This is a genomic window from Alteromonas oceanisediminis (assembly GCF_018474025.1).
GTDB classification, from domain to species: domain Bacteria; phylum Pseudomonadota; class Gammaproteobacteria; order Enterobacterales; family Alteromonadaceae; genus Alteromonas_E; species Alteromonas_E oceanisediminis.
Map to the genome: position 1 here is coordinate 192,934 of NZ_JAHCTA010000004.1, position 14,454 is coordinate 207,387.

The 14,454-nt window shown below is 48.7% G+C and carries 10 protein-coding genes; 5 read left to right on the forward strand and 5 right to left on the reverse strand.

The window, feature by feature from the left end:
* Position 1 precedes the first annotated feature (1 nt).
* The 5 genes from KIU71_RS08565 to KIU71_RS08585 all read left to right on the forward strand — a co-directional run bounded on the left by KIU71_RS08565 (position 2) and on the right by KIU71_RS08585 (position 5,143).
* Positions 2-1,741 (forward strand): SGNH/GDSL hydrolase family protein, encoded by a 1,740-nt coding sequence (locus KIU71_RS08565; RefSeq protein WP_214130825.1) that lies wholly within the window; start codon positions 2-4, stop codon positions 1,739-1,741.
* Between the two features lie 9 nt (positions 1,742-1,750).
* Positions 1,751-2,647, forward strand: coding sequence for a mechanosensitive ion channel family protein (locus KIU71_RS08570; RefSeq protein WP_214130827.1), 897 nt, complete (start codon positions 1,751-1,753; stop codon positions 2,645-2,647).
* A gap of 89 nt (positions 2,648-2,736) precedes the next feature.
* Positions 2,737-3,639 carry a 30S ribosomal protein S6--L-glutamate ligase gene (gene rimK / locus KIU71_RS08575; RefSeq protein ID WP_214130829.1) on the forward strand — a complete coding sequence of 301 codons (903 nt, stop codon included), beginning with the start codon at positions 2,737-2,739 and terminating at the stop codon, positions 3,637-3,639.
* A gap of 2 nt (positions 3,640-3,641) precedes the next feature.
* Positions 3,642-4,679 (forward strand): succinylglutamate desuccinylase/aspartoacylase family protein, encoded by a 1,038-nt coding sequence (locus tag KIU71_RS08580; protein ID WP_214130830.1) that lies wholly within the window; start codon positions 3,642-3,644, stop codon positions 4,677-4,679.
* Between the two features lie 38 nt (positions 4,680-4,717).
* Positions 4,718-5,143, forward strand: coding sequence for an ATP-dependent zinc protease family protein (locus KIU71_RS08585; protein ID WP_214131031.1), 426 nt, complete (start codon positions 4,718-4,720; stop codon positions 5,141-5,143).
* Here KIU71_RS08585 and KIU71_RS08590 read toward each other — a convergent pair.
* The 5 genes from KIU71_RS08590 to KIU71_RS08610 form a co-directional block, all read right to left on the reverse strand.
* On the reverse strand, positions 5,129-5,983 hold the full coding sequence (locus KIU71_RS08590; protein WP_214130831.1) for a LysR family transcriptional regulator: 855 nt from the start codon (positions 5,981-5,983) through the stop codon (positions 5,129-5,131). The genes KIU71_RS08585 and KIU71_RS08590 overlap by 15 nt on opposite strands.
* Before the next feature lie 144 nt (positions 5,984-6,127).
* Complete coding sequence (locus tag KIU71_RS08595; RefSeq protein ID WP_214130832.1) at positions 6,128-6,310, reverse strand: hypothetical protein; 183 nt, start codon at positions 6,308-6,310, stop codon at positions 6,128-6,130.
* Positions 6,311-6,405: 95 nt separating this feature from the next.
* Entirely contained in the window at positions 6,406-6,840 is a 435-nt protein-coding gene (locus KIU71_RS08600) for a DUF4019 domain-containing protein (protein WP_214130834.1), read from the reverse strand.
* Positions 6,841-6,988: 148 nt separating this feature from the next.
* Positions 6,989-11,341 (reverse strand): alpha-1,6-glucosidase domain-containing protein, encoded by a 4,353-nt coding sequence (locus KIU71_RS08605; protein WP_214131032.1) that lies wholly within the window; start codon positions 11,339-11,341, stop codon positions 6,989-6,991.
* A 32-nt stretch (positions 11,342-11,373) separates the two neighbouring features.
* Positions 11,374-14,430, reverse strand: a complete 3,057-nt coding sequence (locus tag KIU71_RS08610) for a TonB-dependent receptor (RefSeq protein ID WP_214130836.1) — start codon at positions 14,428-14,430, stop codon at positions 11,374-11,376.
* Between the last annotated feature and the right edge of the window lie 24 nt (positions 14,431-14,454).

The window sequence follows — 14,454 nt, forward strand, 5'->3', positions numbered from 1 at the left end:
TATGCATCATCGGGCCCAACAACGTTTATTCACCCTGATCATGCTGCTCGTGCCGTTGTTGTTTTTTGCCCTGCTTGAAGGCGGCCTTCGACTGGTTGGGTATGGTGATGAGCGAGATTTATTTATTGAAAATCCCGTCCATCCCAATTATTTGTTGCCCGAACCACACGTGATTAAGCGGTATTTCCCACGACACGGGAATGCGTCAGGTTCAGCACCTGCCGTCTCGCTGGAAGCGAACTTCTTTCTCAAAGAGAAACCCCCGAATGGGCTGCGTTTATTTGTGCAGGGTGGTTCAACCGCAGCCGGTTATCCCTACGGGTTGGGTGCCTCCTTGGCAGGTATGCTCGATAATCGGTTGCGCCTGAGTTATCCAAGTCAGCACGTAGAAGTGATCAACACTGCGCTATCGGCAGTCAATTCATTTACGCTTTTAGATTTCAGCGCAGACATTATTCAACAGCAACCGGACGCGGTTCTGATCTATGCGGGTCACAATGAATATTTAGGTATCCTTGGTGTTGGCTCTCAACACCAAATAGCGTCCCACTATTGGTTGACCCGCACATTATTGTGGCTCAAAGACTTTCGCTTGTATCAATGGATTGAAAACACCGCTACTCGTTTTACCCACGGACAACACAGCACAGGAAATGTTGCAGCTGATAGCCGTCGCAGCGTGATGTCACAAGTCGCCAAGAACAAAAATATCGCGCTTGACTCGGCGGTTTTCTCAGCCGGAGTTGAACAATTTGAACGCAATATGACGGCGCTGCTCGAACGCTATCACAGGGCAAATATTCCCGTGTACATTGCCACCATAGCCAGCAATGAAAAAGACCATTCACCCTTTGAATCCACCGCAGTTCCAGCGAATTTTGCAAAAGAATTAAGGCAAAGCGATTCTGGTGAGAGGTTAAAAGCACTTGCACGACGATACTCGGGTGCGCACAGTGCAGAGCTTCATTTTACACTCGCCCAGGCATTGTTCAGCGCACAATTGCCCGAGCTGGCTAAGCATCACTATAGGCAGGCAAAAGAGCATGACCTACTCCGCTTTCGTGCGCCTGAGGCAATCAATCAGGTCATCAGAAGACTGGCGCGGCGTGAGGGCGTGTATTTGGTTGATACACAACATGCGCTGGCGCAGCGAAGCGAGCACAACGTGATCGGCAATAACCTCATGCTTGAACACTTGCACCCCAATTTACAGGGCTATTTCGTCATCGCTAATACGTTTTACGAAGCCATTGCCGGGAACCCTGTGTTTAAACCAGAGCGCTGGGTGGATATAAACCGAGCGTGGCGAGCACGCTCTGTTCTGCCTTCAGAAGAGTATTACGGGTATGCCAGCGTGCAAACCTTGAAATCTGATTACCCATTTACTGACAGCCCACAGCCGGTCACTCTGGCTCCACCGGGAGACTGGCAGCAAGCTTTGGGAAAGCAACGCTTTGAAGGGGCGATTGACTGGCTTGGCATGGCTCGTAAGGCAGCACTTGGCTATGAGCAGCGTGGCAATACCTTTATGCAAATTAAGTCATTGATGCTGATTGCCGATGCGCTGCCCCATGATCCACAAGCTAACCTAAGCGCTGGTGAAAAACTTTACTCAGAACAGCGTTTCACTGAAGCGTTATACTATCTTGAGCGAGCGCAACGCGCTGGCACTATGGGCGAGCGATTAGAGCGTCAAATTGACTTTGCCCGGCATCAAAGTCAGCGAACATCTACCGATTAAGGAGCGGCCATGCTCGACACCATTGCCAATTTATGGAACAAACTAAAAAGCATCGCGGATACTGAAGTATTCACGCTATTTGATGTCAGCTTCTCAGTGGGAGAACTATTAATTGTTCCATTGGTAGTACTTGTCGGACTCTGGGCGACCAAGGCGCTGGCCAAAACGCTCGCATCGAAATTAACATCGCGCGGTGCCAATCCCAACTCAGTGTTGTTGATCAGGCGCGTTTTTTACGTCGTCGCCATTATTCTGTTAGTGATCACAACCTTAGATATTTTAAATATTCCCATTACCGCTTTTGCATTTCTTTCTGGCGCAGTCGCCATCGGCGTGGGTTTTGGCGCACAAAATATTATTAACAACTTTATCAGTGGTTGGATCCTCATGTGGGAAAAACCGATCAAAATCGGCGACTTTCTGGAAGTTGACGGCGCTCGGGGTAAAGTTGAGACGATCAATACCCGCTCCACAAGGATCCGACGGGTCGACGGCGTGCATATGCTCATACCCAACAGCAAACTGCTTGAAAATACCGTTATCAACTGGACCTTGATCGACACACTCACACGTACGTCGGTGCGCGTTGGTGTTGCCTATGGTTCACCCTGCCGAAAAGTGAGCGAGTTGATTGAGCAGGCCACCAACGAACATGAACAAATATTGGGTATTCCCAAGCCTGTCGTGATCTTTGATGATTTTGGTGACAATTCACTCGCTTTTGAAGTGTATTTTTGGGTCAATGCCACCGTCGAACGCGACTTGCGTATAATCCGCAGCGACATCCGCTTTCGCATTGATGAACTCTTCGCTCAAAACCACATCGTGATTGCGTTCCCGCAGCGCGATGTACACATTGACGGTGCTATTCGGCTGGAGCGGTCGCAAGCGCAAAAACCGCAATAAATGTGCATCTTGGTTCAGAGTATTCTATGGTAGAGACTGATATGTCTGATAGACTCACACCACTTTTCACTCCCTAAGGAGTCACAAAAATGCGCATCGCTATCTTATCTCGGAATCCTAAATTGTATTCAACTCGCCGCCTTAAAGAAGCGGGTATTGAAATGGGACACGAAGTCGACGTTGTCGATACCATGCACTGTTACATGGACATAACCAGTAACAACCCTTCCGTACGCTACAAGGGGCGAACGCTGCCGAAATACGACGCCATCATTCCTCGTATTGGTGCCTCGGTCAGCTTTTACGGAACCTCAGTGGTACGTCAATTTGAAATGATGGGCACGTATTCGATCAATGAGTCGGTGGCAATCAGCCGCTCTCGTGACAAGCTGAGATCCCTACAGCTTTTGTCACGCAAAGGTATCGGTATGCCGCGAACGGGTTTTGCAAACCACCCAGACCGCATTGATGATCTCATCAAAAATGTGGGTGGTGCGCCTGTTGTGATTAAACTGCTTGAAGGCACGCAGGGCATTGGTGTGGTTTTGGCTGAAACGGCAAAAACGGCAGAAGCGATTATTGAAGCCTTTATGGGGCTTGGCGCCAATATTTTAATTCAGGAATACATCAAAGAAGCAGGTGGCGCTGATATCCGTTGTCTTGTGGTGGGTGATAAAGTGATTGCGGCGATGAAGCGCCAGGCGGCGCCGGGTGAATTTCGTTCAAACCTGCATAGAGGCGGCTCTGCCAGTATCGTGAAATTAACGCCGGATGAACGTAAAACTGCGGTTGCTGCAGCGAATACCATGGGACTGAACATGGCGGGTGTGGACATTTTACGTTCAAAAAATGGACCGGTCGTGATGGAAGTTAATTCATCGCCGGGCCTAGAAGGCATCGAAACCGCTACAGGGAAAAATATCGCTGGCATGATCATTGAGCATATCGTGAAGAATGCTCACCTAACCACCAAAACGCGAGGTAAAGGCTAACGATGGGGCAGTCAATTCCTGCCATCGAGATTGGTGGCATCCGCATTGCGGCCGGTGAAACCAAACGCATTGAATTAGCCCTGCCGCAACTGTACACCGACACTCACATGTCGATCCCCGTTCATGTACAACGGGGCAAACGCCCTGGTCCGACACTGTTCGTTAGCTCTGCCGTTCACGGCGACGAGCTAAACGGTATCGAAATTGTTTCCAGACTACTAAAGAGTAAATCAATTAAAGCCCTGCGCGGTACGTTGATTGCCGTGCCGATGGTGAATGTGTATGGCGTATTAAATCAAAGTCGCTATCTGCCTGATAGGCGTGATCTGAACCGCAGTTTTCCGGGCTCTCGCAAAGGTTCTCTGGCGGGGCGTATTGCCAACTTATTTTTAACTGAAGTTGTGAAGAAGTGTGATTACGGCATCGATTTACATACCGGTGCGATTCACCGCAGCAATCTCCCTCAGATCCGAGCGAACCTGGACGACGACGCAACGTTGCAAATGGCCAAAGCGTTCGGCCTACCCGTGTTACTAAATGCCGATATTCGCGATGGATCACTCAGGCAGGCGGCTGCTGACAACGATATACGCGTGTTGCTGTATGAAGCAGGCCAAGCATTACGCTATGACGAATTTTCAATTCGGGCTGGCGTGAAAGGCATTATTAACGTGATGCGGCATATTGGCATGTTGAATAAACGCTCGACCAAAGATCATGACATTAAACGTTTCGTCGCTCGCCAGAGTGGCTGGGTTCGCGCGACTGAGAGCGGCTTTGTGCATCATGTTTCTCAGTTGGGTGACCACGTCAAGCAGGGCGATACTTTAGCAACAATTGCCGACCGTTACGGCACAGAGCTCGCATGTGTCACCTGCCCTGCTGACGGTGTAGTCATTGGCAAGCAAAATATCCCTCTTACACAAGAGGGTGAAGCCATGTACCACATCGCGTATTTTTCTAAACCCGACTCTGTCGCTGAACATGTCGAATTGTTGCAAGACAACATGGTTTTGGACGATCCGACAATTGTTTATTAAACTGAACAAAGACCGTTGAGGAAGACGATTTGACTGACATTAGTAAACATTTGGTAGGCGCGCTTGAATTATGTGATCTGCCCGACTTATCCATTGAAGGCTTAAACATCCGTGTAGATACCGGCGCGGCAACGTCTTCGCTGCATGTCGATAACATTGATGAGATTGAGCGCGATGGGCAAATGTGGGTGAGTTTTGATATTCATCCCAACATCCACAATGTGGACGAGATCGTACGTCGAGAAGCCAAAGTGAGCGATATTCGTAAGATAAAAAGCTCAACCGCGACTCGTGAACGTCGTTACGTGATTGAAACGCCTATTGTATTGGCAGGAATGACTTGGGAAATACAACTGACACTGACCGATCGCTCTGAGATGACCTATCTTATGCTGCTAGGTCGCGAAGCCATGGCGGGTAGACTGATTGTTGACCCTGAACATGAATTCCTACTGACCCGTTAGTCCGAGGCCGAGGCAATATTTGGTGATTTCAGGTAATAGGTTCAATTCACAGTCTTTTCGCCAGTAAGCAAACACATTGAGCGGCGCTATTTCAGGCTGCTCAAGTTTTTGCAACTGTAATGCTTGCTCTGAAACCCATGCATCGGGCAATAAAATGACGCCATCGTCAGACAACGCCTGAACGCCAACAGAGGGAGACGGCGTGCGAAGTTTTGGGTGCCTTGTCGCCTTAACTTGCTTAAACACGCTTTCACTCACCGCAATACTGTATTCAATGTGAACATAGTTCGCGCTAGATCCACTCTCACCCTCAGAGAAAGCCTCATGACGTTGCCCTTGCGCAGTATAGAATGACAATGGGCTTTGCCAAACGGCTAATTTTTCAATCTCATCTGACTTGAAATACTCGGTGCTGAAGCCAATGTCTATTGTATGCTCCAGCAGATGCCTGAGTAACATGTCTGACGATAAAATGTCCGACTTTACATGCAGGTCTGGGTATTGACCGGCGAGTTTGGGCAGTGCGTTAGCAAAATAAATTTCCTGAGCACAGCTTGTAGAGGCAACGCTTAAATAGTGGACTTTGTTGTCAATGACGTTGTGCTGAGCTTCTTTGAGAGTATCAGTGAGTTGTTTCGCATACGGGATTAGTAACTCACCTGCCGGTGTAAGTTGAATGCTGTTGCGATGCCGAGTGAAAAGTTTAACGTTGAAAAACTCTTCTAAGAGCTTGATCCTTGCACTCACAGCAGCTTGAGTCAGGTAGAGATTCTCAGCGGCTTTACCGAAATGACGCGTATTGCTGACTTCTAGAAATGTCGACAAAAATCGAATGTCCATAGGTGACTCGCGCAGACACAAAAAATGCAGTATCAAACGTTGTCGCGATAAACTCAAGCAAACTCAGCAATACAACGAAAAAAGGCGCCTAGGGGCTTTCCTTGTAAAGAAAGCCTGGCGCCCATTTTTCAGTTCTAGCGGCAACTAGCGGTGCGAGGATTGCCTAAACTTTGCATCTTCATTGGCCTGCATAAAACCACCACTGCGCTTTAAGTCGCGTTGGTTATTGTTACGCTTGGAGCCTTTCTTCTTGCCCCTTTCCATTAATTCTAAATCGTCGTTTTCGTAGTCATCATCCCAAGAGGATGATTGTTTTTTAGCAGCCATGTTACTGATAACTAAAAAGTGATAAGGATGGCTAAAGATAATGAAAAATGGACCGTTGGAAAGCGAAATATTTTATTCGTTAGAACAAATTTTGTTTATCGAACAAAATAGCCAATAGTCTGCCAACCCTCCTCGTTATTGACCAGCACCAAACGCTCGTTAGCCGCGTTCTTTAACGCAAATGAAGAGTGAAAATCAATCACTTGATATTCACCGGTTGGCAAACCGGGCAAGTTGTCAACACGCTGCGCGCTGGCCACCTTGCGAGATTTAAATGCGCCTAACGAACCGCGCGCTTGCTCAGCAGCGGCTTGCCACTGTAACGCAGTCGTCGCTTGTTTAAACAACGGTGCGGCTGCCTCATAGGACTGTTGATACTGTTTATTATCCAACAATACCAGCCAGTCGTATGCTTCTTGTGGAATATTGTCGCCTGCGGCGTGTGCACTTAACGCAAATATAATCGCGACAATCATACCTGACAACCATGATGTACTGCGCACTGTGAGGCGATGTAGTGTGTTCTTCATGTTCGTTAATCCTTTTAACCTAACCATTTTGAAATCTTATACTAACAACTGCTTATCACAATCATCAAGTCATCTGATGCGCCCCCTTCTCCGCATAAAAAAAGGGCCGCAAGCGCGGCCCTAATTGAGGTTTAACCAAACCCGTGTGCTATTTTTGCGTCACGGTAACCGTTGGCTTGGTCGCATCAGGCCCTACAACTTTAAACTCATAGGTTCCGGCATCGATGCCTAAGCGTAAATTATCATTAGACGATGCCAGTGGATGCGGCTGCCCCAAGGTGACATCAATATCATCCGGTGACGTCGCACCCAGATTGACCGTCGCCCAATCTTCCGACGCTACCTTAAAGAAGTTTTCACCCGCGTTAACATCTACCTCGATAGAGTACACGCCATCGCCCGCATAAGTGAACTCATTAGACGTTCCCCAGTCGCCATTAATACCGCGCAAGTAAACTGGTGTTGCACCAAAGAACTGTTCAGCAAAAACGCGGATGCGTGGGTCGGCCGGATCGGCTTCGTCAAAAATGAACACATAGCTTGCCTGCTCATCAATGGTCATCAACAGATTATTATCATCTGCCATACCCAGTGGCAATTCACCGCCAACAGCCAGTTCCCGATCAGCAAGGTCACTGGAAACACCACCGTAGTTAACCGTTGACCAATCTTCAGTGGCAACTTTAAACGCCTGTTCGCCAGTATTGAGTTCTATCGCGACAGTGAATTGACCACCACCTTGGAACGTCATTTCGTTGGTCGTGCCCCAGTCGCCGTTAACACCACGAATATAGACACCTGTGCCAAAATAAGGATTCTCATAACTCACGGTTAATACCGGTGCAGCAGAATCATTGGCGTCAACACTAAACAAGTAGCGTGCAGTTTCTGGTGTGGTGAAGGCTAGGTTTTCACCCGGCGATTCAAGCGTTTTCTCAACACCCTCTTCCACAGCCTCGTCGCCTGGCGTCGCACCAAAGTTAACGGTAGCCCAATCCTCAGACGCCACTTTGAAGCCTTGCTCAGAACCTTGCTCAAGTTCAATGGCAAACTCGTAGATACCATCACCTTTGTACTCAAACGCATTGGTAGTACCCCAGTCACCGTTAACGCCACGCAAGTAAACCGTGGTATCACCGTAAGGCACAACGTCAGGCGCACCAGATGTAGCATACGCTGATAGTCCGTAACCCTGAGCGCCCATTTGCGGCTTCACGAACACCGCCATGGTCAACGCAGGTACAGTAAAGGTACCGTTACCTTCGTCATCCCCTTCACCTTCAGCGAAGCTTGCTGAACGCACTACGGGGTCGATGGAGTTCATTTGCATCATGTGCAGCTCAAAGCCGGTTGCCGTCGGAACAGTGATCGACTTTTGCTCGTAACCGCTGTTCACTACCACCATCAGCGCATCGTAGTTAACATCAATATCCGCTAGCGTGAACGTGCTGTCCGGCGTGATCCCGTCATCAATGCTCATAGCGATTAGGCCTTGCTGCTGACGGCTGCCGATATTATGGAAACCAACACGATTAATGATGTCTTGTTGTGTGGTTAAACGGAATAATGGTGAACCGGTACGAATGCGCAGCAGCTCCTTAAAGACCTCTGCCGCAAAATCGATTTCGGTCATACTGGCAGCGCGCTCTGGCGAATAAATAAAGGTCGCCATTTCACCCCAACGGCCTTCATTGTCTTGCGCAAGTGGCAAGCCAACGTTCCAGTTATTGGTCTGCATGGTGAAATCGACGTAATTGAACCAATCGCCAGCATCGAAGGTGTTTCGGTCCATAGACTTAGAGCGCAACATATCGCCACCCATTTGCAGGAACGGGATACCTTGCGACAGCATCGGAATACCGATACCAATATTTTGTGCGCGCACCCGCTCCGCTAATGTCAGATCGTTCGGTAGAACATAGTTAAACTGATCCCATAGCGTCTCATTATCATGCTTTGATACATAGTTAATGATGTCGGCAGGATCTTTCGCATAACCGCCCAGGCTACTGGTTGTTGTCGCGCTTCCGCCCGATGTTTCAAGCACGTAGTCGGTCAACGTGCCGGCCATGCTCATTTTGACGCGATCTTGTGCGTTCAAGGCGTCGTCAGACGCTTCGTCTGCAAAGATTTGCCCTTGGCGGATGGCTTCACGGATACGGTCATTGAACGTACCGATTTCAGTGCCAGCCATATTGATTTGCGTCGCTTGCTCATAGCCGCGATCAATTTTCTGCCAGCCTTCACCGTAGAAATAGTTATCGGGGTCAACAGCTTGCACAGCATCTCGTAAACGGATCATGGTGTCTTTAGTTGCCTGACTCATGATGTCAAACCGGAACGAATCGAACTTATATTGCTCCGCCCACTGAACCAAGGAATCATGCATGAATTTTTCCATCATGACATTGCGTGGCTCGGTGTCATCACAACACGTTTCACGCACTATCGCACCGGTGTCTTCTTCATACCGGTGGTAGTACCCAGGAACCACCTTATCCAATACCGATTTAGGGAATACGCCCGAGGCATTGGTATGGTTATACACAACATCTAACACCACGCGCAGTCCCATCTCGTGCAGTGCTTGATTCATGGCGCGCATTTCAATAATGCGCTCTACACCTTCTGGGTTAGACGCATAACTACCTTCTGGTGCATTGAAGTGATGCGGATCATAACCCCAGTTAAACTGGTCGAAACCGCGCATATCGTCGAGCAGCGCTTGTGCTTTAGTTGGCTCTTGCACTGGGTCATAGCTTTCGTACAAGTCGCCCAAGGTCATTGACGCATCAGCTTCTTCACACGCGCCTGCATTCGCATTGAGCAAGCACAATTGCGCGACCGTGCTGTCGAAGTCAACAGTACGCGACACGTTTTCTTCAATGGTTGCAATATCATTTGCCGGCAGCATGTGGAAGTGGTTCAACCCCGCTTCCTGCAATGCGCGCAAATGTTCAACAGGCGCAGTACCGTCTTCCGTAAAGGCGAGATATTTACCGCGATTTTCCGGTGATGTGCTTTCATCACGGATACTAAAATCACGAATATGACCTTCGTATATCACAATATCTTCAGGGTTTGCCACGGTGGGAATAACGTGTGTATCCCATCCGGCTGGCTTGAGATCATCGTCGTTCAAGTTAACAAAGCGGGAAAAACGACCATTAGTCGACAGCGACACTGAATACGGGTCGGTGACTTCAAGCTCTTCAATGGCGCCTGTACGAGGATGGTAGACTGTGACTTCATAACGGTACAAGGTACGGTCAAGCCCCATGTCACCGGAGTAGGTCCACACACCTGAGGTCGTATTTTCAGTCATATCAAACGCATTTGCTAACGTCTTATTGTCGTTATAAGACAACAAGCGAACATTTTGCGCGGTTGGTGCCCAAACAGCAGCCGTTACACCACCATCGGTATACACTGCACCCAACTGTGCTTCATCAGCGTCTTCGTCACTCGTGGTGTACACTTGGTCGATACCATTGGCCAACTGAATGCCAGTGGCTGCAACTAACGTACCTTCGGCGTTATAGCCAGCCAATACCGCTTGCGTTTTTAGGACGGCTTTCGCTTCTTCCTCGGTCCATGCGCCTTGGAAAGCAGGTAAGTCAGCCAAATGCGGTGCAATGGCGGTTTGTTCTTCCGTCAACGTAACAGGTTCTAAATCAACCACTGTGCCGTTCAAGCCACTTTCTAAAGTCGCTTCCAAATCAGCAGAGGCTGAATAATGTAGCTTCATTGAATCAATATCTGTCATGTCTAACGCCGACAGAATAGTATTGGTATCAAGCCAGTGAGCAGACATATTCTCGATTTTGACCGGTTGTGGACCCAGCGTCAGAATTGGAAACTCAAACACAGTGGGCTCACCGCTTAATGTGAAATTCACCCGCGCAAATTTCGCATCATCCTGCGTCAACGAGCCTTTAAAGTCACCGCCGCCCATTTCTTTACCGGCATCATCTGTACCGATGTGAATAATAAAGTTATGACAGGCACCGGCCGTATCGGCGTAACCAGGTTTTAAATCTAATACCCAGTAAGCACCATAATTCGGGTCAATACCATTGTGGATACGCCCGTTAGCCCAATCCGTATCGGGATCGGCGTAGGCATCGCAATCATCATTACTCCACGTGTGTAAACGGTAGCCTTCATAGCTGCTGTCCCCAGGCGTGTTATCAGCACCGACAGAGGCACGGTTGTAGTACAACACGGCTTGGTCTTCACCCGGAAAAACCGTAGGTTCAGGTAGAGTCGGATCAGCACCAACAACGCAGGCGTCATTTGATTCATTCGGCACAGTGGGTGGCGTACACTCAATCGGAGGGGGTGGCACACAGGTTGAACCACTGGAATCCGGTACATTCGGTGCGTTACAAGTGAGAAGGTCGTTACTACCCGACTCCACACCAGAACCACCACAACCGGCTAAAAACAAGACGGAAAGCATTATGGCCATAAAGCCAAACGCTCGGGTTCGATTAAACATAGGTAAATGCTCCAATGTTATGCTTAAATTTTTCATAATGAGTACGTTAACCCCATGAAATATTGCGTACCGAAGAACTGGATTGTTCCAGTTTGCTCCTGCGAAGAGAAATAGCTCTTGGTCGGCTCATCGGTCACGTTATTGATCTGAAAAAGTACGCTCAGGTTGTCATTGATTTCATAAGAGGCTTGGTAATCGATAACCAGTTCTTCATCAAAATTGACCGTCTGGTCGTTAATCGCCACTTGCTCAGAAACAAACTGGTCGCGATAGCGCCCACTAATGCGTGTCTCAAAGCCTTCGTACTCCCAAAAGACGGTAAGCTGCGCCACATTTTCAGAGAGGCCTGGCAGTGCACTCGCAAATACACCATTGCCGACAGTGCGCTGAATTTCACTTTCTGTGTACGAATAGCTCGCACTGACGCCCAGCCCAGCCCAAGCTCCAGGTAACATGCTATAAATTTGCGTGTAGGCAAACTCTAGCCCGCGAATGTAACCTCCTTCGGCGTTGTTGATCGCTGTTTCATAGTTTCCATTTTCTGTGGGCACTGTGACGAAAACAGGGTTGCCCTGTGCGTCTAATACGAGCTCAGGATCTTGTCCAACAAACTCAGGCTCCAAAAACACAGGAACTTGAACTGAATCCGGTACCACAAAACCGTTGCCTGCAAAGTCGTACGGCTCAATGCCAATGTTCTCAATAAATGATTCAATATCTTTGTAAAACGCAGCAGCAATAAAGGCACCGTCGGTTTCATCAAAATAATATTCGTACGACAGGTCGTATTGTGTCGCGTAAAACGGCTCTAGATAAGGACTGTTGCGTGATGACCCGTTAATCCTTGCCGTTTCAGTCGATAAGGTAACTTCGCCACTGTCTCTGTCCTGTACCGCTGTGACCACTTCGACATTGGTCGAGGCGTTGGCTGCAAAGCGGTTAATCGGTGCTCTTCCCATCACTTTAGCGGCAGCGACACGCAATTGTGAATTGTCGGTGACACCAAAATTTAAATTGATGCTGGGTAGAAGGTCAGTATATTCATGGCTGATAATATCAGGGCGATAAAAATTGTTAATCAGCCCAGCTTCATCAGTTATGTTCTGTGCGCCAAGCGTCGGGTCGCTCACTTCCACTTGAACGCCAGTCACAGGGTCTGTCAAAATACGCGTTGCACGTTGCAAGGTCGTTGAGCTCTGCTTGGATTCAACATAACGCACACCCACATTACCGGTGACACGCATGTCACCAATCTCAGTATCGATGTTGGCCATTAAATAAGCCGCACTAACGGTTTCGAACACGTCACCACTCTCTTGCACAGACCAGGCTGTAGAAGGACCAATGCCGGGGCCATTAATCACGCCTGCCGCACCAGGTCCCCAGGTTTGTTGCGGCTGTGGAACGCCTCCAGGAAACCACGCATTCAGCGTTGAATCTAAATCTATTGCAAGGTAACTAGGGAAATAGCTGAAATCGCCTTCCCAGTTAACCACGTCAACCATATCGGGTGACAATTGGAATGACGGTTGTGACGCAGAGAATGCGGAGTCATTTCCGAACTCAAACACCGAGCGATCATTTTTGTACTCACGGTCAGAATAACGCGCACCAAACTCCAGACCTGAAAGAATGGGCATATCCAGTGCATACTGGAAGTCAAGACGGTAAGCGTCCAGCTCATCATCATTCTGGAAGGGGTAAATGCCGTACTTACTCACACGCACGCGATCTAAGTCGGTGAACAGGTCGGTCTGGTTAAATGCCAAATCAGGTAAATTTAGACCATTCAACTGATAAGAAATTGATACATTTTCATCAAACCGAGGGCTGTCTGGATCGCCATCACCCACCAGTGCCCACGTCAAACCATTGCGGAAATTACTTTCCGCTTTTGACAGTGAAATATCAAACTGGGCAGACAGATTATCAGTAATGTCCCAATCTGCATTAATCCCATAGCTTTCTACTTGGTCAAAGTCTTGATTGTCGTCATTGACCAGCTCCACTCGGGTAAAGCTGTCGGCGGTACGGGTGAACGTGCCACCTATTACACTGCGATCAACAACCACTGGATTCGTAATTGACGTTTGTATTCCTCCTAGCTTGACCCGGAAACCACGCGCAAAGGCTTCTGAATCAAACTTGGAAATGAATGCATCCGCTTTGAGCGTGAAATTATCCACAGGCGCCCATTCAATTGCAGCCACATAACCGTCGCGAGTTTCTTCACCGCCTTTGTGTTGCATCTCAAAGCCTTCGCTGATCAGCTCACATTCTTCCAGCTGTGCAAAGTCCTGATCCTGACAATCGGCGTCCGAATGAACACCATCGACGTCGGTCACGCCGTTATACGCTAAACCAATAAACTGCGTCGACACAGACGGTTGATACAGACGCGCATAGCCCAGTGCCACGCCCAACGTATCGTCCATAAACTTTCCTTGGTAAGAGAAGCTCAAGCGATGCCCGAACTCTTCACCATCAGGTATTTCGCTAGCTCTGTCGTTATACATGCCCCGTACATTCGCGTTAAAGGTATGCTGCTCATCATTAGATAACGGGCTCGCAGTACGTAACTCCACCGTTCCGGCGACACCACCTTCTATCAAAGACGCTTTGGGTGATTTGTACACTGCCGCTGAATTAATCAGTTCAGACGGGTACTGATCGAATTCAATTGACCGCGTGCCGCTGGTCGACACTTGCTCTCGACCGTTCAGTGTTGAGAAAACGAATCCGCCCGATAAGCCACGGATGTTAATCTCTGCGGCCTGCCCACCGGTTCTGACCGCAGAAATACCCGGTAATCGCGTCAATGCATCCGCCATTGATACATCAGGGAGACCGCCTAAGTCATCGGCAGAGAGTTGTTCAGATACGGTATCGCCGAAACGTTTTTGGTTGAGTGACTGGATCAGGCTGGTACTGAAGCCGCGCACTTCAATGCGTTCAATCGTTTCTTCCTCAGGTGCCGCCGTTTCCGATGGCGCAGTCTCAGGCTCTTGTGCGTACAACGGCTGAGAGAATATAGCCATCCCACTCGCTATAAACGCTGCCGTGATCAAACTGGGCTTGAATTTTTGCATGTGTAGTCCCATAGCAGTGATGAA